Annotated in this window: 20 protein-coding genes; 14 read left to right on the top strand and 6 right to left on the bottom strand. The window is 37.2% G+C overall.

Going from position 1 to position 21640, the window contains the following annotated elements; genetic code table 11:
- Position 1: 1 nt before the first annotated feature.
- The 8 genes from BCI01S_RS04770 to BCI01S_RS04735 all read left to right on the top strand — a co-directional run bounded on the left by BCI01S_RS04770 (position 2) and on the right by BCI01S_RS04735 (position 8809).
- Positions 2-1360, top strand: a complete 1359-nt coding sequence (locus tag BCI01S_RS04770) for a PTS sugar transporter subunit IIC (RefSeq protein ID WP_061796936.1) — start codon at positions 2-4, stop codon at positions 1358-1360.
- A gap of 19 nt (positions 1361-1379) precedes the next feature.
- Positions 1380-1724 carry a PTS sugar transporter subunit IIA gene (locus BCI01S_RS04765; RefSeq protein ID WP_047940829.1) on the top strand — a complete coding sequence of 115 codons (345 nt, stop codon included), beginning with the start codon at positions 1380-1382 and terminating at the stop codon, positions 1722-1724.
- Complete coding sequence (locus tag BCI01S_RS04760) at positions 1721-3058, top strand: 6-phospho-beta-glucosidase (protein ID WP_061796934.1); 1338 nt, start codon at positions 1721-1723, stop codon at positions 3056-3058. The genes BCI01S_RS04765 and BCI01S_RS04760 overlap by 4 nt, the downstream gene beginning before the upstream one ends.
- A gap of 53 nt (positions 3059-3111) precedes the next feature.
- Entirely contained in the window at positions 3112-3807 is a 696-nt protein-coding gene (gene chbG, locus BCI01S_RS04755; protein ID WP_047940827.1) for a chitin disaccharide deacetylase, read from the top strand.
- 253 nt (positions 3808-4060) lie between these two features.
- Positions 4061-5302: a PucR family transcriptional regulator gene (locus tag BCI01S_RS04750; protein ID WP_047940826.1), complete on the top strand. Its 1242-nt coding sequence runs from the start codon at positions 4061-4063 to the stop codon at positions 5300-5302.
- Between the two features lie 162 nt (positions 5303-5464).
- Entirely contained in the window at positions 5465-6601 is a 1137-nt protein-coding gene (ald, locus tag BCI01S_RS04745; protein ID WP_061796932.1) for an alanine dehydrogenase, read from the top strand.
- 283 nt (positions 6602-6884) lie between these two features.
- Entirely contained in the window at positions 6885-7826 is a 942-nt protein-coding gene (locus BCI01S_RS04740; protein WP_061797274.1) for an ABC transporter ATP-binding protein, read from the top strand.
- On the top strand, positions 7823-8809 hold the full coding sequence (locus BCI01S_RS04735) for an ABC transporter permease (RefSeq protein WP_061796930.1): 987 nt from the start codon (positions 7823-7825) through the stop codon (positions 8807-8809). The genes BCI01S_RS04740 and BCI01S_RS04735 overlap by 4 nt, the downstream gene beginning before the upstream one ends.
- Before the next feature lie 273 nt (positions 8810-9082).
- Here the strand turns inward: BCI01S_RS04735 and ykzB are convergent, their stop codons facing one another.
- Positions 9083-9220 (bottom strand): protein YkzB, encoded by a 138-nt coding sequence (gene ykzB / locus BCI01S_RS25605; RefSeq protein ID WP_162837571.1) that lies wholly within the window; start codon positions 9218-9220, stop codon positions 9083-9085.
- Between the two features lie 252 nt (positions 9221-9472).
- Between ykzB and BCI01S_RS04730 the strand changes: the two genes are divergently transcribed.
- The 5 genes from BCI01S_RS04730 to BCI01S_RS04710 all read left to right on the top strand — a co-directional run bounded on the left by BCI01S_RS04730 (position 9473) and on the right by BCI01S_RS04710 (position 13968).
- Positions 9473-9799, top strand: a complete 327-nt coding sequence (locus BCI01S_RS04730) for a MerR family transcriptional regulator (RefSeq protein ID WP_047940823.1) — start codon at positions 9473-9475, stop codon at positions 9797-9799.
- Positions 9800-10086: 287 nt separating this feature from the next.
- Positions 10087-10851 (top strand): threonine/serine exporter family protein, encoded by a 765-nt coding sequence (locus BCI01S_RS04725; protein ID WP_047940822.1) that lies wholly within the window; start codon positions 10087-10089, stop codon positions 10849-10851.
- Positions 10852-10866: 15 nt separating this feature from the next.
- Entirely contained in the window at positions 10867-11325 is a 459-nt protein-coding gene (locus tag BCI01S_RS04720) for a threonine/serine exporter family protein (RefSeq protein WP_047940821.1), read from the top strand.
- 258 nt (positions 11326-11583) lie between these two features.
- On the top strand, positions 11584-12915 hold the full coding sequence (locus BCI01S_RS04715) for a 6-phospho-beta-glucosidase (protein ID WP_061796928.1): 1332 nt from the start codon (positions 11584-11586) through the stop codon (positions 12913-12915).
- A 150-nt stretch (positions 12916-13065) separates the two neighbouring features.
- Positions 13066-13968, top strand: a complete 903-nt coding sequence (locus BCI01S_RS04710) for an NAD(P)/FAD-dependent oxidoreductase (RefSeq protein WP_061796926.1) — start codon at positions 13066-13068, stop codon at positions 13966-13968.
- 55 nt (positions 13969-14023) lie between these two features.
- Here BCI01S_RS04710 and BCI01S_RS04705 read toward each other — a convergent pair whose 3' ends face one another.
- Positions 14024-14746 carry a class I SAM-dependent methyltransferase gene (locus tag BCI01S_RS04705; RefSeq protein ID WP_061796924.1) on the bottom strand — a complete coding sequence of 241 codons (723 nt, stop codon included), beginning with the start codon at positions 14744-14746 and terminating at the stop codon, positions 14024-14026.
- Positions 14747-14901: 155 nt separating this feature from the next.
- Between BCI01S_RS04705 and ybaK the strand changes: the two genes are divergently transcribed.
- Positions 14902-15378, top strand: coding sequence for a Cys-tRNA(Pro) deacylase (gene ybaK / locus BCI01S_RS04700; RefSeq protein ID WP_047940817.1), 477 nt, complete (start codon positions 14902-14904; stop codon positions 15376-15378).
- A 147-nt stretch (positions 15379-15525) separates the two neighbouring features.
- On the opposite strand, the gene cydC is transcribed toward ybaK, so the two are convergent.
- From cydC to BCI01S_RS04680, 4 genes are read right to left on the bottom strand one after another with little or no spacing between them, the layout of a single operon-like run.
- Positions 15526-17247, bottom strand: a complete 1722-nt coding sequence (gene cydC / locus BCI01S_RS04695; protein WP_061796922.1) for a thiol reductant ABC exporter subunit CydC — start codon at positions 17245-17247, stop codon at positions 15526-15528.
- A 17-nt stretch (positions 17248-17264) separates the two neighbouring features.
- Positions 17265-18965 carry a thiol reductant ABC exporter subunit CydD gene (gene cydD, locus BCI01S_RS04690; RefSeq protein ID WP_061796920.1) on the bottom strand — a complete coding sequence of 567 codons (1701 nt, stop codon included), beginning with the start codon at positions 18963-18965 and terminating at the stop codon, positions 17265-17267.
- The gene (cydB, locus tag BCI01S_RS04685; protein ID WP_061796919.1) at positions 18965-19981 is read right to left on the bottom strand and encodes a cytochrome d ubiquinol oxidase subunit II; all 1017 of its coding nucleotides are present in this window, start codon (positions 19979-19981) and stop codon (positions 18965-18967) included. Before cydB ends, cydD begins: the two co-directional genes overlap by 1 nt.
- Entirely contained in the window at positions 19974-21377 is a 1404-nt protein-coding gene (locus BCI01S_RS04680; RefSeq protein ID WP_047940813.1) for a cytochrome ubiquinol oxidase subunit I, read from the bottom strand. The genes cydB and BCI01S_RS04680 overlap by 8 nt, the downstream gene beginning before the upstream one ends.
- Positions 21378-21640: the final 263 nt, after the last annotated feature.

Genomic DNA, 21640 nt, shown 5'->3' with positions numbered 1-21640 from the left:
GATGATGGGATTTATTGAAAAATATATTATGCCTTTTGCATTAAAGCTTGGTAATCAAAGACATTTGCTTGCTATCAGGGATACGTTAATTGGTATGATTGCTATTACCATTGTAGGTTCATTTGCTGTACTTTTTAATAATCTCGGTCAAATTATTCCCCCTTATGGAAAAATGATGGAAGCAATATTCGGAGCTAACTGGTCGACTTTGGGCGGGGACATATGGTTTGGAACATTTGCTTTTCTTTCTGTATTTGCAGTCTTTGGGATTTCCTATAAATTAGCTAGATCCTATGGGGATGAAGGGTTTGAAGCAATGCTTATTTCTGCTGCATGTTTCTTTTTACTTTTGCCCCAAACAGCAAGTGTCACGTTACCAATAGATGAAGCCGCTACTGAAACAGTTGCAGGAGGAGTCTGGGGGCTAGTATCTGTCAATTACTTCAATGCCACTGCCCTTTTTACTGCTATTATCGTAGCGATAATCGCTACAGAAATTTTCTTGCGCTTATCGAAAATCAAGGCTTTAATCATTAAAATGCCAGATGGAGTACCGCCGGCTGTTTCAAAATCCTTTGCTAAATTAGTACCAGGTATGGGAACTATTTTTCTAGTTGGCGTGTTTGGCGTTATCTTCAGAATGATAACAGATGGAAAAGTTCTAAATGATTGGTTAAATACGGTTATTGTCTCTCCATTAACAAATGCAGTTGATTCCCTTCCATTTGCAGTATTAATTGTTTTATTAGTGCATTTATTCTGGATGGTTGGACTTCATGGTCCAAACATATTAGGTGGGATTACGACACCATTATTTGAAAAAACAGGAGCAGAAAACATTGATTTAGCTCAATCAGGAATTCAAGCATTAGGAGAATATCATATTTTAGCTGGATCCTTCCTAGATGCATTTGTTTACTTGGGCGGATCAGGTGCTACTTTAGGATTAATTATTGCGATGATAATTGCAGGGAGAAAACGGTATAAACAAATCATTGGTCTTGGCGGGGCGCCTGGGGTATTCCAAATTAATGAACCAATCCTTTTTGGTTTGCCAATCGTCTTAAACCCTATTTGGTTTATTCCATTTGTAATTGGGCCAGTTATTACAACTGTCATTTCTTATCTTGCTGTGCAGTATGGCATCGTTCCACCGGTAACGGCTAAGATTCCATGGGTTACACCACCGATAATTGGCGGGTACTTAGCGACGGGGGGAAGCTTTTGGGGAGCTGGTTTGGCAGCATTAAATTTACTGATATCAACAGTTGTTTATTTACCATTTGTTTATGCACAAGTAAAAATTGATTCCAAAAATAAAACAGAGCTTACGAAAGATTCGGATTCAGTTAGTCTCTAAAGGAAAGAAGGGTGCAAACATGAATAAGGAAGAATTATACCAACTCTCCTTTCAGCTGATATTACATAGTGGAAATGCGAGAAGCTTTGCGATGGAAGCAATTCAAGACGCGAAAAAAAAGGATTTTGCTGAAGCCAAAAAGAAGATAACAGAGTCGGAAGCAGAACTATCGGAGGCTCATAAAATCCAGACCAAATTACTCCATCTTGAAGCCGGCGGAGATCAATTTATGATTCCAATTATTCTTATTCATGCACAGGATCACTTAATGAATGCAATGACATTGAAGGATCTTGCGGTTGAAATAATTGATTTACGGCAGGAGTGTATGCAACAGACAACGAGAAAGGGGTCGGTAGAATGAGTCGCGGTTTAAAAATTGTAACTATTGGAGGTGGCTCAAGCTATACACCGGAACTAATAGAAGGCTTTATTAAATATCATAACGAGTTACCAGTTAAAGAAATTTGGCTGGTAGATATTGAGGAAGGAAAGGAAAAGTTAGAAATTGTTGGGGAGCTTGCGCGTAGAATGGTAAAGAAAGCGGGAGTTTCTATTGATATTCTTCTTACGCTGGATCGAAAAAAGGCTCTGGAGGGAGCGGATTTTGTTACAACACAATTACGAGTCGGTCAGCTCGCTGCAAGAGCACTTGATGAAAAAATCCCTTTGAAGTATGGAGTCATCGGACAGGAAACAAATGGACCTGGGGGGTTATTTAAAGCTTTTCGAACTATTCCGGTTATTTTAGAAATAGCGAAAGAAATGGAGGAGCTTTGTCCGAATGCCTGGCTCATAAATTTTACAAATCCAGCTGGAATGGTAACAGAAGCAGTTCTTCGCCACAGTCGTATCACAAAAGTTGCTGGCTTGTGTAATGTGCCAATCGGGATGGAACGGGGGGTTGCTGATTTATTAGCAGTTGATCCTGCCAGAGTAAGAATTGATTTTGCAGGGTTAAATCATATGGTTTACGGCCTAGACGTTTATATAGATGGTAAAAGTGTAAAGGAACAGGTCATTAAGTTAATCACAGATCCGGAAAAGGCTATTACGATGCAAAATATTCACGCGATGGGCTGGGAACCCTCGTTTTTAAGAGGATTGAATTTATTTCCTTGCCCTTATCACAACTATTATTATAAAACAGGAGATGTGCTCGCCCAGGAATTAAAGGAAGCAGAAAAGGGGAAAACGCGAGCAGAGGTTGTACAGAAGTTAGAAGAGGGGTTGTTTGAATTATATAAAGACCCAGAATTAGCGATTAAACCCCCTCAGTTAGAAAAGCGCGGAGGAGCTTACTATAGTGACGCTGCTGTACGTTTAATTTGCTCCATTTATACAGATAAATGTGATATTCAAGCGGTGAATACTGCTAATCATGGTGCCATTACAGGAATTCCATATGAATCAGCGGTAGAAGTAAGCTGTATAATTACCAAGGATGGTCCCAAGCCAATAGCAGTTGGAGAACTTCCAGTAGCAGTTCAAGGATTAGTAACCCAAATCAAGTCCTTTGAAAGGGTAGCGATAGAAGCAGCTATTTCCGGTGACTATGATAAAGCATTGCTTGCTATGACCATTAATCCCCTTGTCCCAAGCGATCGAATTGCTAAACTGATCCTAGATGAGATGCTTGAAGCACATAAGGAATATTTACCACAGTTTTTCACGGAAAAGGAAAGTATTCGTATGTAAAAGCGGAGTTATGCTGAATGAAACACATGACTAGCTTTAAAGGAGACGAATCCATGACAAAAATAATCATTAATGCAGATGATTTTGGTTTTAGCCGAGGAGTCAATTATGGAATTGTTGATTCCCATCTTAAGGGAATTGTTACTTCCACAACCATGATGATGAATGCAAAAGCGACAAAGCATGCCATCACTTTAGCAAAGGATACACCTTCTTTAAAGGTTGGCGTCCATCTTGTATTAACATGGGGAAGGCCACTTTTACATGATGTTCCAACACTTGTAGATGAAGCAGGTAATTTTAAAAAGCAGACATTGGTATATGGTGATCCAGAATCTATAAGCTTAGATGATTTAGAAAGAGAATGGACAGCACAAATTGAAAAATACCTTGCTGCCAATCTTACTCCTTCTCATTTAGATAGTCATCATCATGTGCACGGAATAAAAGAATTCTATCCAGTGATAAAAAGGTTATCAGATAAGTATGAGATACCTGTGAGAAATGCAGGTTCTCATTTTACGGATATTCAAATATTAACCGATATTTTTTTTGATGATTTCTATGGTGATGGAATTACAGAGAATTATTTTGAAAAATTAGGAGAGCGTGTGGAACTTGGAAAAAGCATTGAAGTAATGACACATCCCGCTTATATAGATGAGACATTAATGCAAGAATCATCTTATAATATGCAAAGGATAAAAGAAACAAAGATATTAATGGAAACAAGCCTAATAAACGGCTAATTTAATCCTGCATGACAGACCTTTCAAAGGAGTAAATTCTTTTGAGAGGTTTTTTGTTGGGGGAAAGATAAAAGGGAAACAACCTCTAATGCTTTTTACTAGAGAGAACAAGCAAACGAGAAGTGACACTGTTTTGGCCGAAAGAATATAATCTTCTAAAGATTCTTATTGTTGAAAGCGTTATAAACGAGATAAAATAAAGATATAACAAGATTGAACGATTTTAGTAAGCGTTTTGGAGAGGAGTAGATGGATGACAGCTGAGCCGCGAAACCCGTTTAGAAGGGATATGTATGATTCCCTTGAAAGTTTTGTAGATCATGTTAGTGAATTATTAGGATGTCCGATTACGTTGGAGGATCCTCATCATCGTGTGCTAGTATACAGCAGTCATGACGAAGAAACGGATATGGTCAGAATCTCTACCATAATTAGCCGCAGGGTTCCGGAGAGAGTAATCAATCGTTTATGGAAGGATGGAGTGATTCCGCAGCTTCTTCAAAGTAAAAAGCCAATCCGAATTAAAGAGAAAAAGGAAATCGGCCTTGGAAATCGGGTGGCAGTTTCCATTTGGAGAGGGGAGGAGGTAATCGGATATATTTGGGCCATTGAAATGGGTACCCCTCTAACAGAGGAAAAGATGGGGTTTTTAGAGAACGCGGCGTCAGTAGCGCGTCATTTATTGTCACGCTTTGCTAGAAGCAAAACTCCTACTTTACAGGACAATCAAGAATTTTTTTGGAGAATGTTAACTGGGTATGTGAAAGAGACAGATATAGACGAAAAATTAAAGGAAATGGGAATGCCTGCAGCAGCTTGCTTTACGGTGATGATTTTTCCGTTTTCTAAAATGATTACAAAGGAAATAGAAAAGCATATCCTCTATCTATTGAAGGTATCCCAAGATGTAAAAATTTCTTTCTCCACTATTGAAGATAACGAATTAATTATTTTGGCAACTCCCCTTGAGGATAACGGGGATTCTATTGCTTGTTATAAAAAATTTATTAGTAGTTTTCAACAAAACCTAGAAGAAAGATTTTCTATTAAAGAAGTAAGGGGGTCCTTTGGAGGAATTTACAAACAGTATCGAGATATACCAAAGAGTTTCAGAGAAGCGAGGACTGTTTTAGAGGTACGTGAGAAATTCCCTCAGGAAGCAGGGGCATTCGTTCACTACCAAGAGTTAGGTATCTATCAGTTTTTAGATATCCTCTTAGAAAAACGAAGACAAGATGGATCGGAAAATGTTGCCATTCGAAATCTAAAAAAATATGATTCAACCCATCATACAGAATTATTAGCAACCTTAGAAGCTTACTTAGATGAAAGTGAAAATATTCAAAAGACAGCTGCACGTTTGCACATCCATCCTAATACGCTTACTTATCGTTTAAAGCGGATGGTAGAAATCATGGAAGTGGATTTGTCGGTGCCTAGTCAAAAATTTATGATCTACTTAGATTTAAAATTAATGCATTGGCAGAAAGAATAGAAATAGGATTAGAAACCTTTCCTCTTTTCCCTTTGTGTTTTTTCACAAATGAGCGATTTTTGTTTCATTAATTTTAACAAAGATAATTTTCTGAATTCGTCCTATTATAATATTAAGACAACTAACAATTAGTGTTAGTTTTTATAACAAGGGGGAATTCTCATGATTATTGGTATTCCAAAGGAAATTAAAAACAATGAAAATAGGGTCGCAATTACTCCTTCCGGTGTGTCTTATTTAAAGAATGGCGGCCACGAAATTTTAGTAGAACAAAATGCAGGAATCGGCAGTGGCTTTACAGATGTAGAATATGCGGCGGCGGGTGCGCAGATAATTGACTCAGCTGCTCAAGTATGGAATACAGCAGAAATGATTATAAAAGTAAAAGAACCGCTCGCTTCAGAATACCAATATTTCCGCAAAGGACTTATTTTATTTACGTACTTACATTTAGCGGCAGAACAGGAACTAGCAAAGGCGTTAACGGAGAATGGCGTGACTGGAATCGCTTATGAAACAATTGAAGTAAATGGTAAATTACCATTATTGACACCAATGAGTGAGGTTGCAGGAAGAATGGCTGTTCAAATTGGTGCTCAGTTCTTAGAAAAGCCTCATGGAGGAAAGGGAATCTTATTAGCTGGTGTCCCTGGTGTCAAAAAAGGGAATGTAACCATCATTGGCGGTGGAGTTGTGGGAATGAATGCAGCGAAAATCGCCATTGGCTTAGGGGCGAATGTAACGCTGTTAGACTTAAATCCAGAAAGATTAAGAGAGTTAGATAATCAATTTGGTGCAAGCCTAAGTACTGTTATTTCTAACCCAGCAAACATTGAAGAAGCTGTAGTGAATGCAGATTTGGTGATTGGTGCTGTATTAATTCCAGGTGCAAAGGCACCGAAGCTAGTAACAGAAGCGATGGTGAAGAAGATGGCTCCAGGTTCTGTTATTGTGGATGTGGCAATTGATCAAGGTGGGATTTTTGAAACAGTAGATCATATCACTACCCATGATAATCCTACCTATGTGAAGCATGGAGTTGTGCATTATGCTGTAGCAAATATGCCTGGTGCTGTTCCGAGAACATCTACGATTGCCTTAACAAATGTAACAATGCCATATGCACTTCAAATTGCTAATCTAGGCGCAGTAACAGCAATTGAAACGAATTACGCTATTAAACAAGGTGTAAATACTTTTGCTGGACAAATCACCTCTGCTCCAGTAGCGAAAGATCTTGGTTATGAGTATAAATCAGTTCAAGAACTTATTAACAATTTATCAACAACCACTGTTTAATAATTCTATAAGAATAGCCACAACCGTTCCCTCTGAATAAATCAAAGGCGAGCGGTTTTTTTATTTGTTTTTCCTAAGAGTTATAGCAAATTTGGCCTGCTCTCACTAGAAAAAACATGTAATCAGCCAGTCTGTTGTCATATTGGAGAAAAAAATTTCCAAAAAAGTTTATTTAATTGAAACTTTTTTGGAAAAAAATCGTATTAGTATACGGAAAGTGAAGGAATACATCTTGTGGGTAGAGGGAACTACTTTAGAGCAATTATATAGAAGGGAGAAAAAAATGAGCTTAAATGCATTAGAAGTCACAAATCTCACTAAGAGAATTAAAGGCAGGAACATTGTTGATAATGTTAGTTTTTCTGTGGAAAAAGGGGAGATATTTGGGTTATTAGGTCCAAACGGAGCGGGGAAAACAACGATTATCCGCATGATTGTTAATCTAATAAATAGAACGAATGGAAAAGTGGTCATAGATAGCTATAACGTGGATGAGAATTTTTCAGAAGCGATGAGCAGTTTAGGTGCGATCGTAGAAAATCCTGAGTTCTATAAATATATGAGTGGATATAAGAATTTAAAGCATTATGCAAGAATGGCTAAAGAGCCAATTTCGGAAGAACGCTTTAATGAAGTAATTAAACTAGTAGGATTAGAAAATGCCATTCATCAAAAAGTGAAGACCTATTCACTTGGTATGAGACAGCGCCTTGGGGTTGCGCAGGCGTTATTACATAAACCAGCTCTTCTTATTCTAGATGAACCTACAAATGGTTTAGACCCCCAAGGGATTCGCGAATTTCGTGATTATTTGCATTTATTGGCGAGCGAAGGGATTTCTGTTTTAGTATCTTCTCACCTTTTATCGGAAATGCAATTAATGTGTCATCGATTTGCGATTATTGAAAAGGGAAAATTAATTCATATCTCCAATATGGATGAAACGGTTTCGGAAGAAGAAGTAAGTGTAAGGGAAGTAACGTTTGAATTAGACTCGCCGGAAAAAGCGGTTGAACTCCTTCGTAATAGTGAATATGAAGTCGAAGAAAGCTCCGTAAAAGGCAGCGAGTTGATGGCGAAGCTGCCTAAAGATTCAATTCCTCTTGTTAATAAGCTGTTTGTCGAGAACGATGTTGCCGTATACGGCATTTATGTTGTAAAAGCTACATTAGAGGATCGCTTCTTAGAAATAACCAATCAGAAGAGAGAGGAGGAAACAAAATGATTGGATTAGTACAAAATGAACTTATAAAGATTTGGGAAAAGAAAAACAGCTGGATATTTCCGATCATTCTCTTATTTGCCCTTATTGGCGGAAGTTTCTTGGAAACGAAGATAACTCCCCAATATAAAGGAGATGACTGGCGTGCGAAAGTGCAAGCGGAAATAACCGAGCTGGAACAGAAGCTGCCTACAGCTAAGACAGAGGATAGTTTAATAGAAAGTGGAAAAGATTTTGATTGGGATGATACGAAAGAATCGATTGAAATGAAAATCCAAGATTATCAAAATAATTTAAAGCAGGATGTCAGTCCATATTCAACTACTTGGTCCAATATGAATGGAATGGTTATTGGCATGAAGTCTCTAGTAACTTTATTTGTGGTAATTATATGCGCGGGCAGCGTTTCCTCGGAATTCTCTGATGGAACCATTAAGCAATTGCTGATTCGACCGTATAAACGTTGGGCAATCCTTTTATCTAAATATATTGCTTTATTGATATATACTGCCATTTTAGTTGCATTTTTAATGATTGTTGGCTATTTAGTAAGTATTGTTTTCTTTGGAGTAGGAAATTTTGAAGATAAAGTGCTTGTTTTTGGGACAGTTGACCAGATTGTAGCAAGTGGTGGACCGTTCTTTTTGAAAAGCATCCTATATTATTTACCGGGATTATTGTTTGTATTAACTTTATCCTTTATGCTATCGACATTATTTAAAAATCAGGCAATTGCAGTGGGTGCTGGGGTATTTATATTGTTTGTATCCTCAACAATTGGCCAAATTATTCAATCATTAGCTGAAAAGTATGCATGGCTAAAATTGTTAGTGTTCCCACATTTAGACCAAACGATTTTCTTGTTTGAAGATAAAATAATCGAAACAGTAACCATGCCGATGTCTTTAGGTATCTTATTTGTTTACTATGCAATAATCATGATCATCACTTTTTGGTTTTTCAAAAAGAAGGATGTTAGTATTTAATGAATCATCACCCTCTGTTAGTTCCCCATTTTAATGGGTAACTAACAGAGGGTTTTTTTTTTATTATAAAAAATAGACAATCACTTGCGATTGTAGGTAAATTCTTATAAAATGATGTTAGGTTTATTAACAATTAGGTGACATGATTTGTTTCTTTGAAAATAAATGAATGATAGAATTGCTGTTTATAAACATAAAGGGGAATCCATCAATCAATTTTGATTGGGAATTCCTCTATATAACAACATGAATTGTAAAGGTTATACAGTTTGTTTAGCTATTCTGAACAATTCGAAGAAGTTCATGGGCGTGTTCACCCGCAACTTCTGCTAAGTGTTCCCAAATCTCGTCTCTCAAAAGATCAAGTTCCACAATCTTTTTAGCTAAATCGACTGCTTCTTTGGTTATCATCTAAGAAGGCTCCTCTCCATTTACAAAAAATAATACCGATTACCTATTCCTTGGCTGAAAATTAAAAAATATCGTTTATACATTTAGCATTTTAACGGAAAATATAGAAAAAATCATTGAAAATGTAAGGAAATCTTACCTATTTTTTTAATTTTGTGTTAGGAAATATAACAAAAGGTATTTTTCTTTATCTGAAAAGTATTATAATTAAGATAAATGAGAATACTACTTTACTTCATGAGGTGAGATGTAATGGATCATGAACCATCCTATAAGAAAAGAAAGGTCATTACTATTGGTGTTGTAAGTGAACTAACTGGATTAACGGAAAGACAAATTCGATATTATGAACAGCGAAAATTAATTTTTCCGGAGAGACCAGAAAGAGGAAATAGAAAATATTCATTCTCTGATGTAGAAAGACTAATTGAGATTGCTAATAAACGAGAAGAAGGCGTTCGGACACATGAAATTAGACAAGAGATTATGAAAAAAAACAAGGAAGAAGAAGAGCGGAAAGTCAAAAAGCAAATGCTCCGTGGTCAAATCAATGCGAGATTTGGCATCCAGAACGATTAATAAAAAACACTATATGTTATTTTTTTAGTCCATTTGATGTCATAATGGACTTTTTATTTTGGAAAAAATTTTTTTCACTCTTCTGTTTTGTTAATAAAAATTCCTCTATTTTATTTTCCCTTCAATTATTGATAAAATAGCCATATTTCATATAAACTGTAATTTGTTGCTTATGATAAAAATAGCTTTTTAAAATGATTAATAAAGAATGCTAAAAGTACTGATGAGATGAAGCGTCTAATGGAGGATCTTAAGAGTACCTATACTGTTTTAGTTGGAGAGATAGTATGACATATATATCAGTGGAAAAAACATATGACATTATGGAGATCTGCATATTAGCAGGAAGTATTATGCTCCAAAATGGAGCGGAGACCCATCGAGTAGAAGATACAATGACAAGAATAGCAACTGCATATGGCGTGACCGATTCTGACTGCTTTGTAACCCCAACAGGCATTATTTTATCGTTAGAAGGGGTAGAACCGACAAAGACGAAATTAAATCGGATTATTGAGCGGACGACTAATTTAGAAAAGGTAGCTCGAGTAAATGATATTTCACGTAAAATAAGCACAGGAACAGTGAGTATGAAGGAAGCGTACCATTTATTGAAAGATGTGGAAGATGAAAAATGTACGTATTCTGATTCCTTTCAAGTCATCGCAGCTGCCATTGCAAGTGGCTGTTTTTTAATTATGTTTGATGGAGTTTGGGGCGATTTTATCCCTGCATTGCTAGCTGGTGGTTTAGGCTTTTTGTGTTCCTTGTATTTTCATAAGGCTTTGCAAATAAAGTTTTTTGCAGAGCTCTCGGCAGCATTTGTTATTGGACTAGTAGCTTTTTTCTCTGTTTCCATTGGTTTTGGTCAAGAGGTAGATAAGATTATTATCGGCTCTGTAATGCCGCTTGTACCAGGTTTGCTTATTACGAACGCGGTGCGGGATCTAATAGCAGGTCATTTAGTATCTGGTATTTCAAAAGGGGCAGAGGCCTTTTTAACAGCTACAGCAATTGGTTCAGGGATTGCCGTTGCATTTTTTGTTTTTTAAGGAGAGGAATAAGTAATGAATGAATTTTTAGCACAGGCAATAACTAGCTTTGTTGCAACGTTTGGCTTTGGAATTATTTTTCATATTCCTCGGAAATTATTAATTCAATGCGGATTTGTAGGAACAATTGGATGGATGGCATATTGGACAATTGTTCATTTTCATCAAAATGAAGTAATTGCGGCCTTGTCAGGCTCCTTTCTTGTCGCCGTCATAAGTCAAGTGTTCGCCCGAATATATAAATCACCAGTTATTATATTTAGTGTCGCAGGAATCATTCCTTTAGTTCCGGGGGGAACTGCTTATAATGCGATGCGTAATTTTGTCGAGAATAATTATTATGTAGCGGTAAGCTTAGCAGCAAAGGTCTGCTTAATTTCAGGATCTATTGCAATGGGTTTAATGTTTTCGGAAGTAATTAATCAATTAATATTTCGGGCAAACGCTCGGAAAAAGTCACTTGATAAAGGGTAAAGCCCCTTTATCAAGTTTTTTTTAAGCAATAAAGCAAAGTAATTCTATTGTTCTTTTCTAAAAGGGAGGCAGAATCCTTGTGAAACAACACGTTTCTCTTTTGGAACACGTTCCATTATGTGTGAAAAAGTCCTAATTCCCAGCATCCTATTTACTCGGGTCTAGTTAGACGTTAAGGTTGTAAGTGAAGAGACATTCATTTAATCGGTAATTTTGTAAGGGATTGCAGAAATAAGTAGAAAAGGAAGGCGATCTATTATGGGAAAAGGGATTAAAATTGTTACTATCGGCGGTGGGTCAAGCTACACACCTGAATTAGTGGAAGGGTTTATTAAGAGATATGATTCATTACCTGTGCGGGAACTATGGTTAGTAGATATTCCTGAAGGAGAAGAAAAGCTTAATATTGTTGGAAATCTAGCGAAGAGAATGGTGAAGAAAGCGGGTTTACCAATTGAAATTCACTTAACTCTAGACCGAAGAGAAGCGCTTAAGGATGCAGATTTTGTTACAACTCAATTTCGAGTTGGCCTACTAGCTGCACGTGCTAAAGATGAAAGAATCCCTCTAAAGTATAATGTGATTGGGCAAGAAACGAATGGTCCAGGAGGGCTGTTTAAAGGATTAAGAACCATTCCTATCATTTTAGATATTGTAAAGGATATGGAAGAGCTGTGTCCAAACGCTTGGCTCATTAACTTTACAAACCCAGCTGGAATGGTAACAGAAGCTGTTCTTCGTCATAGTAATTGGAAGAAGATTGTCGGGCTATGTAATGTACCGATTTCTATTCAAATGGGTATCGCTAAGCTGTTAGAAGTAGAATCTAGTCGTGTGCATGTTGACTTTGCTGGCTTGAACCATATGGTATTTGGGTTAAATGTATATTTAGATGGGAAGAACATTACGCCAGACTTTTTAGAGAAAATGTCGAAGCATAAAAGTGATACGATGAGGAATATTGCTGCTATTGACTGGGAGCCAGACTTTATTAAAGCATTAGGAGTTATTCCTTGTGGATATCACCGTTATTATTATAAGCAAGCAGAAATGCTGCAAAATGAGTTGGAGGAAGCAGCAGAACAAGGTACACGTGCTGAAGTCGTTCAGCAATTAGAAAAAGAGCTGTTTGAACTTTATAAGGATGAAAACTTAGATAAAAAACCGCCGCAGCTAGAAAAAAGAGGTGGTGCTTATTATAGTGATGCAGCTTGCAGCTTAATTGATTCTATGTACAATGACAGAAGAGATATTCAGCCTGTCAATACAATAAATAATGGAGCTATTGCAAGCATTCCAAATGAATCAGCTGTAGAAATTAGCAGTATTATCACAAAAGACGGACCAAAACCGATTGCGATCGGTGATCTGCCTGTTGCAGTTCGCGGACTTGTTCAACAAATTAAGTCCTTTGAAAGAGTGGCGGCAGAAGCGGCAGTTACAGGAAGTTATCATACCGCATTATTAGCTATGACGATTAATCCGTTGTTGCCGTCAGACAAAGTGGCAAAACAAATTTTGGATGAAATGCTAGAAGCACATAAAGAGCACTTACCGCAATTTTTCAAAGAAGAAGTAATATCTTCATAAGATAAGATTAAATGGCTATGTATTCGGGAATCCCGTAATACATAGCCATTTTTTTATTCCGCTATAGCGGATAGTATTTTGGAAGAATAAGAATTGTCTCCTCGTAAAAACTAAAGAAACTGGCTTGACTAAAAGAAAGAAGGGAAAAAGATGACCAAAATTCTTGATTGCATTATTATAGGCGGTGGCATAGCGGGATTGCAGGCAGCGATTCAATTAGGAAGATATAATCATGATGTGCTGATTATTGATGCAGAGGATGGTCGATCTACGATATGTAAAAGCTACCATAATATTTTAGGATATCCTAATGGAATCAGGGGCTCAGAATTGCGGAGTTTAGGAAGGAAACAGGCAGAAAGCCTTGGGGTAGAGTTTCTTAAGAGTACCGTTACTTCTTTAAAAAAGGAAGAGGGGCATTTTACGGCAGCAACTGAAAAGGGTCTGTTTCAATCTCGGAAAATTCTCCTTGCAACAGGTGTTATGGATAATATTCCCCCATTTGCCGAATTGTACCCTTGTCTGGGAATCAGCGTATACTTATGTCCGGATTGTGATGGATATGAAGTAAAGGATAAAAAAACAATAGTGATTGGAAATGGAAATGTTGGGGCAAATATGGCCCTTACTTTGTTGTATTGGACAAGCGATATTACGTATATTAATCATGGTGGAGAGACTACTTGCGAAAAGCTGGCTAGACAATTAAGTGATAGTGGAATTTCCGTTTATACAGAGAGAATAGATCGAGTATTAGCAGATGATTCCCAAATCAAAGGGTATGTATTGGAAAATGGAAAGATGCTCGAGACAAAGCATAGTTTTATTGCATTTGGCGGGAATAAAGTAAAGTCAGATTTAGCAGTGCCTTTAGGAGTCGAGATAATGGAGAATAATCATATTATCGTGAATGCGCGTACGAAAATGACTAATATAGATGGCGTCTGGGCAGCAGGTGATGTTGTGGCTCATTCGGAACAGGTTACAATCGCAATGGGAGAAGGATCGCAAGCAGCTATATGGATTCATAAAGCTTTACTAAAGGACAGCTGAAAATAATAAAAAGAGGTTTCTCAAATGGAGGCTAATCCACTGAGAGCCTCTTTTTTTACAAACTAGCTCTATATACTCGGTAGCCGATTATATCCCCGTAAGTATAAAGAATATAGGAATGGTCCATCAATTTACCTTCTAATTGGACATTCGTTGGTACGGTTCTATCAATTGCTTCATCTTCCTTTTCCATTCCCGTCATCATATGGGAAAAAACAGAGTGTCCAAGTTTTATTTCTACTTTGGGAAAACCCGCTTCCTTCATTAAATCTATCCATTCTTTTTCTGTATAGACCTTTTCAATGCCATAAACTTCACACATATTCTGATGTTCTATTGCATGGAGACTTCTTTCCGCAGTCATTTCTAATAACAGTAGGATGCCGCCTGGCTTGAGCACTCTTTTAATTTCGGCAAGGGAATTTCTGCAATTAGTGAAAATTAGTACAGATTCTATTAAAATGATGTCAAAGCTGTTGGAAGGAAAGGGCATCTTTTCTAGGCTTCCTTGCACTAATTGAATCGACAGATTTTCTTTTTTAAATCGTTCTTTTGCTCTTTGCACCATTGTAGGATGATAGTCAATACTTGTGACAGCACAGGGGTAGTTCTTTTTTATATAAGCTGAAGTTTGGCCAGTGCCGCAGCCGCCATCAAGTAATGTTGTATGGGTCGTAATTTTTTCTTGTTCCAATAAGAACTTTGTTAATGTTAAGCCACCTGGATGTGCACCGCTCACCCCGAAATAGGCAAGGGCATCTTGATAGGTCGGTTTCATTTTATTCCTCCCAGCAAGTCGATTTCTACTTTCCATACTATATGAAGAATATGGGGCTTTGGTTCTGAAATAATTAATATTCATTTTGGGTAACGATATGATATGGTTTAATTAGAGAAAAATTACCAGTGTTAGGAAAGGAAGTGTATATAGCTATGGCTATTACCAAAACAAATGCAATGCGCATTTTGGATGCCGAAAAGATTTCCTACAGTGTACATACCTATGAAAATAAAGATGGGAAAATGGACGGTATATCCGTTGCGGGTAAGATTGGTAAAGAAATCGAAATGGTGTATAAAACACTTGTGGTGAAAGATACGGGGAATGGAATTTATGTATTTGTTATCCCTGTTGAAGCAGAGCTTGATTTAAAAAAGGCAGCAAAAGTAGTCAATGCAAAAAAGCTAGAAATGATTGCCGTAAAGGATATTCAAAAAACAACTGGTTATATTCGGGGTGGGTGTTCACCAATCGGCATGAAGAAAAAGTATGAGACAATCTTGGATGAGAGTGTGAACAAGCAATCCACGATTATTGTTAGTGGAGGGAAGATTGGTGTTCAAATTGAATTGGCAGTTAACAATTTGATCCAAGTTACAGAAGCAAGAGTAGAAGATGTAATTCATTAAATTTTTAAGAGCAGGGCAGGCCGTTCAACATGTCTTAGTAAAGAGCTATCCTCAAAGGCTCTTTTGCGAAAAGGTAACAGAGGAAGAACCGAAACAAATAAAACATTAAGGCGGCCTTCTTTAATGAAGACTCGCCTATTATCGGATTCATTCTGGATGATCTAATGCATATAATTGCTGGTAGCGGCTGCTTGTAGCTAGCAGTTCTTGATGGCTTCCTCTCAGAACGATCTCTCCTTGATCCATAAAGATAATTTCATCCATCTCTTCTACACCTACAAGATGATGGGTAATCCAGATCATTGTTTTTCCTTCCAATGTTGTAAAGATTGTTTTAAGTAATGCTTTTTCTGTTTTTGGGTCAAGACTGGCATTTGGTTCATCCATAATAACAATAGGAGTCTTTTGGAGCAATATTCTGGCTAGTGCTACTCTTTGTCTCTCTCCGCCAGAAAAACGTTGGCCTGTTTCCTCCATAAAAGTATCCAACCCATTTGGCAAGGATGAAACTAACTCCTCTAATTGAGCCGATTTAATCGCTTTTATTAGTTCTTTATCCGATGCTTCTTCTACCCCTAGTAAAATATTATTTCGTAACGTTGTTGCAAAGAGGTGAGGTGTTTGATTGAGCACAGATATAATCGAAGAAGTGTCTGCATGAAACGAAGCCGATGTCTCTCCATTATAGGTGACTCTTCCTGTTGTTGGCTGGATTACTCCTTGAATCAATTTCAGTAAGGTTGATTTACCAGCACCGCTACGACCGATGATGGCAATTTTTTTCCCTTGTGGAATATCTAAACTAACATTAGATAGGGATGAGGTTTGTTCTTTCTCATACTGATAAGTAATTTGATCAACTTGAATATCGACTATATCGGTGTCTATGATTGGACGAACTCTTTCGTTTTTCTGTTCAGGAACATTCAGTTTATTAAGTCTATCCAACGAGTCTTGGTAGGCTGGCAGCTTTTCAAATGCATCAGAAACGACTAGAAAAGCGTCCAGGATTGGCAAGGCAACTAGAATAATAGCAGCAATTAATGTAACAGGAATAGCGCCATCGATATATTGCTTACTAGACCAGAAAATGAGAGAAAGGATAATCAATGCCGCAACTGCTTGGGAAGCAAAGTTGCGCCAACGAGTAAATTGAACAAGCTTATAGTTGAGTTGCGCAACAATCGCTTCCTCTTTTTCATATTCCTCTATAAAGCCTTTCGACCGACCGCTGATAACCCAGTCGCTAATGCCTAAAATACTATCCGTTAATTTTTGATATAGCCCGTTTCTTCTTTGTTTAAATTCTCTTTGGTTTTTGCGCATGAGCACTAAAGAAAGAATAGGAAAGACGAATAATAATAGACCTAAATAAATTGCCATGAGAATGGCGAAAGGAATATCCAATATTCCAATAGCACATACCACTATAATATATAAAACAGAGGTTGCAAAGGTTGGGAAAATGGTCCGTAAATATATATTTTGCAGTTTTTCAATGTCATCAGAAAGAATCCCTAGCATATCGCCAACTTTAAATCTGCTTTTTAAAAACAAAGCTTGTGGTTCTAAAATTTGATATAGCTTCATCCGCATTTTCGATAAAATGCGCAGAACTGTATGATGACCAGCTAATTTTTCCAAATAGCTAAATACAGCCCGGCTGATACCAAAGGTTCTTACGCCAACAATTGGTACATAAACCATTAATATATTTTCGACTGGAATGGCTGATTTAGAAATAAGAAAGCCAGAAGTAAAGGTGAGCATCGCAGCTGTAAGTAAAGCTAGGACACTCAAGAAAAGAATTAAGACAATTCGGCCACTATTTGCTTTCAGAAATGGAGAAATCCATTTGTTTTCATTCATTTTTAGAGTCATCCTCCTTACTGTTGTAATAGCTTATAATAAAAGCCCTTTGCTGCGACTAGCTCTTCATGTGTGCCTGATTCTACAATAGTGCCTTGATCCATGACGATAATTGAATCCATCTCTTTCATCCAATGAAGACGATGGGTTGCAAGGAATACTAGTTTCTCATTAAATAAAGGTAGCATCGTTTCTTTTAATTCGAACTCCGTTTCAATATCTAAATGAGAGGTTGGCTCATCTAACAGCATGATTTTTCGATTGGTTAAGAATGCTCGTGCCAAAGCAATTCTTTGTTCCTGCCCGCCACTTAAGTTTCTTCCTCCATCTCCTAATAATTCATCTAGACCATTAGGAAAAGTAGTAAAAATGTCGTATAGACCAGTTGCTTTTAATGCTTGGATAATTTCCTCGTCGGCAGCATCTGGCTGGTAAAAGGAGATATTTTCTCGTAATGTCATGCTAAAGATATAAGGAGATTGCGGAATATACGTAGTCAGCTGTCTCCATTCCTCTGTCATAAGGCTAGGTAAAGACACACTATTTACAGAAATGCTCCCCGCACAATGTTGAGAAAAACCGCTTAGGAGGTCAATAAGCGTAGACTTCCCCGCGCCACTTTCACCGACAATGCCAATTTTTTTATAGCCATCAATCATAAAGGAAAGGTCCTTTAAGGTTGCTTTTTCCTCGGGATGATGCTGAAAGGTAACATGGTCAAACGTTAAGGAAGGCTTTGTACCTAAAGAAATAGACTGTCCAGTCATTTTGGCAGATTTTTGGGTTTGGATAATCGTTTGGATTGCATCCCCAGCTTCTTTTCCGTCTAATGTTGCGTGATAATCAGCTCCGACCATTCGAACAGGCAGGAAAAATTCTGGTGCCAAAATAAGAATCATCAAGGCAGGTAATAAAACTAAATCACCATTTATTAAGCGTAATCCTAAGTTTACTGCCACCACTGCAACGGAAAGAGAGGTAAAGAAGTCTAAAGAAAAGGAGGATAAGAAGGCTAATCGCAATGTTTTCATCGTTGCCCCGCGATATTGTTCACTTACCTTTTCGATATTTCCGCTATGCTGTTTGCTTCTACCTAGAAACTTCAGTGTGTCTAGTCCTCTTAAAGAATCCAAAAAGTGATTAGATAAGATTTTGTAGGTGGCAAGCTGTCGATTCATTTGGCTGCTAGCTGCCATGCCCACAAGTATTAGAAATCCGATTAAAATCGGCATTGTAACTGTTAAGATTACACCTGATAGCCAATCATTCCAAAATACATATAGAATAATCATGCCTGGAACTATTCCTGTAGCCAGCATTCTTGGTAGAAAAAGCTCTAAATATGTTCTATATTGACTAATCCCTTCAAGGACAAGTGTAGCAATGTTTCCGCTTCCTTGTTTCTTGGTGTACTTAGGACCTAATTCAAATAGTTTTTGCATTAACTGAAGACGAAGCTCTTTACTCGTTTTTTCAGCAAATGCTGCAGCGATATTTTGTTGGATAGTGTGTAAAAAATGCCTCCCTAAAAAAGCTAATAAGAACAATATGATCTTTACATATTGCTCTTGATAGTTTTCTCCGTTATATAAAGAGGCTATTATTTCTGCAAGCCATTTGGCCTGCAGAATAATAGCAGCTCCTTCCACAATGGTTAATATTCCTATAGTTGCGAGAATCGGCTTGATCCCAGTAAGTTTTAAAAGATTTTTATCCATTAGTATTCTAAATGAGACTTCTCAGTAATACGTTTCCGGAACACAATATAGCTCCAAATCTGATAGCCAAGAACAAATGGCAGAAGCGTTAGGGCTACAATTGTCATCACTTTTAAAGAATAGTGACCGGAAGCTGCATTTTGAATGGTTAAACTATATGCATCACTTATTGAGCTAACCATTACTCTAGGGAATAAGCCGATGAAAATGGAAGCAAAAGATAAGGCGATAATGGCACCAGTCATCCCGAAAGCCCATCCATCCATTTTTCGAGAGATAAAGAATCCCCCAACAACAAAGGCAATAACCCCTAATGAGAAGATAAAGGAAAGGATTAAGCCACGTTCTTGGAAAATATCTGTTTTAATATAAGTTAATTCGGAAAATAACGATAATAAGATACCTAATAAAGGCAAAAGCTTTTGTGCTAAATTTCTTGCTCTTTCTCGTAAGTCTCCAACGGTACGTAAGGTAGTAAATACTAGTCCATGCACAAGGCAAAGGACTAATACTGTAAGCCCGCCGGTTAATGTATAATAGTTTACAACATCAAAGAAGCCAGCCTTTAATTCCATATTTTTATCAATTGGCAGTCCTTGCATAAAACAAGCAAAAACAACGCCAAATAATAAAGGAGGAAGGAAGCTTCCTAAGAAAATACACAGATCCCATGCCTTTTTCCATGCAGGGTGGCTATCTTTTGCACGGAATTCAAATCCTGTTGCCCGAACGATTAACGCTAATAAAACAACTACAAGCGGTGTATAAAATCCGCTGAACATTGTAGCATACCAATGAGGGAAAGCGGCGAACATGGCGCCCCCTGCAGTAATTAACCACACTTCATTTGCATCCCAGTAAGGACCAATAGAATTAATGAGTATTCGTTTTTCCATATCATTTCTTGCTAAAAGCTTTGTTGACATTCCAACTCCAAAATCAAAACCTTCTAAAAAGAAGAATCCAATAAACAAAACAGCGACTAAGATAAACCAAAGAACATTTAACTCAAGCATGGAAACCCTCCTTCGCAAACGGGTCATTCGTTACTTTTGTATCTTCTTTTTCCATCAAATATGGCCCTTTTTTAATAACTTTTACATATAAATAAACCATGATAGCACCTAATATCGCGTAGATGGTACAAAATGCAATAATAGAGAATAATACTTGCCCAGCTGAAACACTTGGGGAAATACTATCTTCTGTTGTCATTAATCCAAAAACAGTCCATGGCTGTCTGCCAATCTCTGTCATAATCCATCCAGAGGTATTAGCGATAAATGGTAAGGAAATTCCTGCAATCATGAAACGGTAGAACCATTTATTAGGTTTAGCAACTAATTTCTTCTTCCAAGCCAGAAATACGCCATATATTCCAAGGAGAATCATTGCTACTCCTGCTGCAACCATGATGCGGAAACTCCAGAAAGTTGTTTTAACTGGAGGGATATAATTGCCATCTCCATATTTCTGCACATACTCTGCTTGCAGATCATTCATTCCTTTTACGCTGCCATCTAAAGTGTTGTAAGATAGGATGCTTAGTAGATAAGGAATTTTTACTTCTCCGCTATTTTGTTTGTTTTCTACATCAATATTGGCAAACACGGTCCATGGTGCTGGATCTTCACTTTCATCCCATAATCCTTCACTAGCAGCCATTTTCATTGGCTGTGTTTCTACTAAAAATTGTGCTTGGGCATGACCGGCAACAAGCGTTAGAAACGTAGCGCTTAATGCAACGGTAATCCCGATTTGAAAGGATTTTTTAAAGAAATCAACATCTTTTTTGCCTAACAATTTAATAGCACTAATTCCACATACTAAAAATGCGCCAGTAGCTAGTGCTCCAAACACAGTATGAGGAAACTCAACAAGAACTTGGCCGTTTGTAATAAGTGCAAAGAAATCATTCATTTCAGCGCGGCCATTATTAATTTCAAATCCCACTGGGCGCTGCATAAAGCTGTTTGCTGCTAAAATCCAGAAGGCAGAAATCGTTGTTCCAAATGCAGTCAACCAAATACATGCTAAATGTACTTTTTTTGATAAACGGTCCCAGCCGAATATCCAAAGTCCAATAAAGGTGCTTTCCATAAAGAAAGCGAGCAATGCCTCAATTGCAAGTGGTGCTCCGAATACATCACCAACAAAGCGAGAATAGTTAGACCAGTTCATACCAAACTGGAATTCTTGAAGAATTCCTGTAACAATACCAATAACAAAATTGATTAAAAATAATTTGCCCCAAAACTTTGCCATTTTTTTGTATTCTTCATTCCCTGTTTTCACATAAAAAGATTCCATGATTGCGATAATAAATACTAAACCAATAGAAATGGGAACAAATAAAAAGTGGAATATGGTCGTTGAAGCAAATTGCAAACGCGATAGAAAAATCATATCCATGAGTTTCTCCTCCTTTTTGTATTTTGAACAGATTTGTGAATCTTCCAGTTCGATAAAGCGATAAAAATCATTGCATAAGATGAAATTCAATTAGATTTAATTGAGGCAGTAGGATAAAAAAACTTGTTAAAAGTGCTTTTCCGTGATGTTCATCCTATGTAATTTAATGTTGGAAAAAGTCGATAAACATTGATATAAAAGGTTTTTAACAAAGTTGATTTTTCCGATCGTCTCCTTTTGGTAAATGATAGGTATATCATAAT

The sequence above is a fragment of the Niallia circulans NBRC 13626 genome, assembly GCF_001591585.1.
GTDB classification, from domain to species: Bacteria; Bacillota; Bacilli; order Bacillales; family Cytobacillaceae; genus Niallia; species Niallia circulans.
Note: the sequence above shows the minus strand (reverse complement) of the source record. Positions and strands in the feature narration are given on the sequence as shown.

What these genes read in the sequence shown, in the direction of transcription:
- BCI01S_RS04770 (WP_061796936.1), top strand. Translation starts at nt 2, where the DNA reads ATGATGGGATTTATTGAAAAATATATTATGCCTTTTGCATTAAAGCTT.
- BCI01S_RS04765 (WP_047940829.1), top strand. Translation starts at nt 1,380, where the DNA reads ATGAATAAGGAAGAATTATACCAACTCTCCTTTCAGCTGATATTACAT.
- BCI01S_RS04760 (WP_061796934.1), top strand. Translation starts at nt 1,721, where the DNA reads ATGAGTCGCGGTTTAAAAATTGTAACTATTGGAGGTGGCTCAAGCTAT.
- chbG (WP_047940827.1), top strand. Translation starts at nt 3,112, where the DNA reads ATGACAAAAATAATCATTAATGCAGATGATTTTGGTTTTAGCCGAGGA.
- BCI01S_RS04750 (WP_047940826.1), top strand. Translation starts at nt 4,061, where the DNA reads ATGACAGCTGAGCCGCGAAACCCGTTTAGAAGGGATATGTATGATTCC.
- ald (WP_061796932.1), top strand. Translation starts at nt 5,465, where the DNA reads ATGATTATTGGTATTCCAAAGGAAATTAAAAACAATGAAAATAGGGTC.
- BCI01S_RS04740 (WP_061797274.1), top strand. Translation starts at nt 6,885, where the DNA reads ATGAGCTTAAATGCATTAGAAGTCACAAATCTCACTAAGAGAATTAAA.
- BCI01S_RS04735 (WP_061796930.1), top strand. Translation starts at nt 7,823, where the DNA reads ATGATTGGATTAGTACAAAATGAACTTATAAAGATTTGGGAAAAGAAA.
- ykzB (WP_162837571.1), bottom strand. Translation starts at nt 9,220, where the DNA reads ATGATAACCAAAGAAGCAGTCGATTTAGCTAAAAAGATTGTGGAACTT.
- BCI01S_RS04730 (WP_047940823.1), top strand. Translation starts at nt 9,473, where the DNA reads ATGGATCATGAACCATCCTATAAGAAAAGAAAGGTCATTACTATTGGT.
- BCI01S_RS04725 (WP_047940822.1), top strand. Translation starts at nt 10,087, where the DNA reads ATGACATATATATCAGTGGAAAAAACATATGACATTATGGAGATCTGC.
- BCI01S_RS04720 (WP_047940821.1), top strand. Translation starts at nt 10,867, where the DNA reads ATGAATGAATTTTTAGCACAGGCAATAACTAGCTTTGTTGCAACGTTT.
- BCI01S_RS04715 (WP_061796928.1), top strand. Translation starts at nt 11,584, where the DNA reads ATGGGAAAAGGGATTAAAATTGTTACTATCGGCGGTGGGTCAAGCTAC.
- BCI01S_RS04710 (WP_061796926.1), top strand. Translation starts at nt 13,066, where the DNA reads ATGACCAAAATTCTTGATTGCATTATTATAGGCGGTGGCATAGCGGGA.
- BCI01S_RS04705 (WP_061796924.1), bottom strand. Translation starts at nt 14,746, where the DNA reads ATGAAACCGACCTATCAAGATGCCCTTGCCTATTTCGGGGTGAGCGGT.
- ybaK (WP_047940817.1), top strand. Translation starts at nt 14,902, where the DNA reads ATGGCTATTACCAAAACAAATGCAATGCGCATTTTGGATGCCGAAAAG.
- cydC (WP_061796922.1), bottom strand. Translation starts at nt 17,247, where the DNA reads ATGAATGAAAACAAATGGATTTCTCCATTTCTGAAAGCAAATAGTGGC.
- cydD (WP_061796920.1), bottom strand. Translation starts at nt 18,965, where the DNA reads ATGGATAAAAATCTTTTAAAACTTACTGGGATCAAGCCGATTCTCGCA.
- cydB (WP_061796919.1), bottom strand. Translation starts at nt 19,981, where the DNA reads ATGCTTGAGTTAAATGTTCTTTGGTTTATCTTAGTCGCTGTTTTGTTT.
- BCI01S_RS04680 (WP_047940813.1), bottom strand. Translation starts at nt 21,377, where the DNA reads ATGGATATGATTTTTCTATCGCGTTTGCAATTTGCTTCAACGACCATA.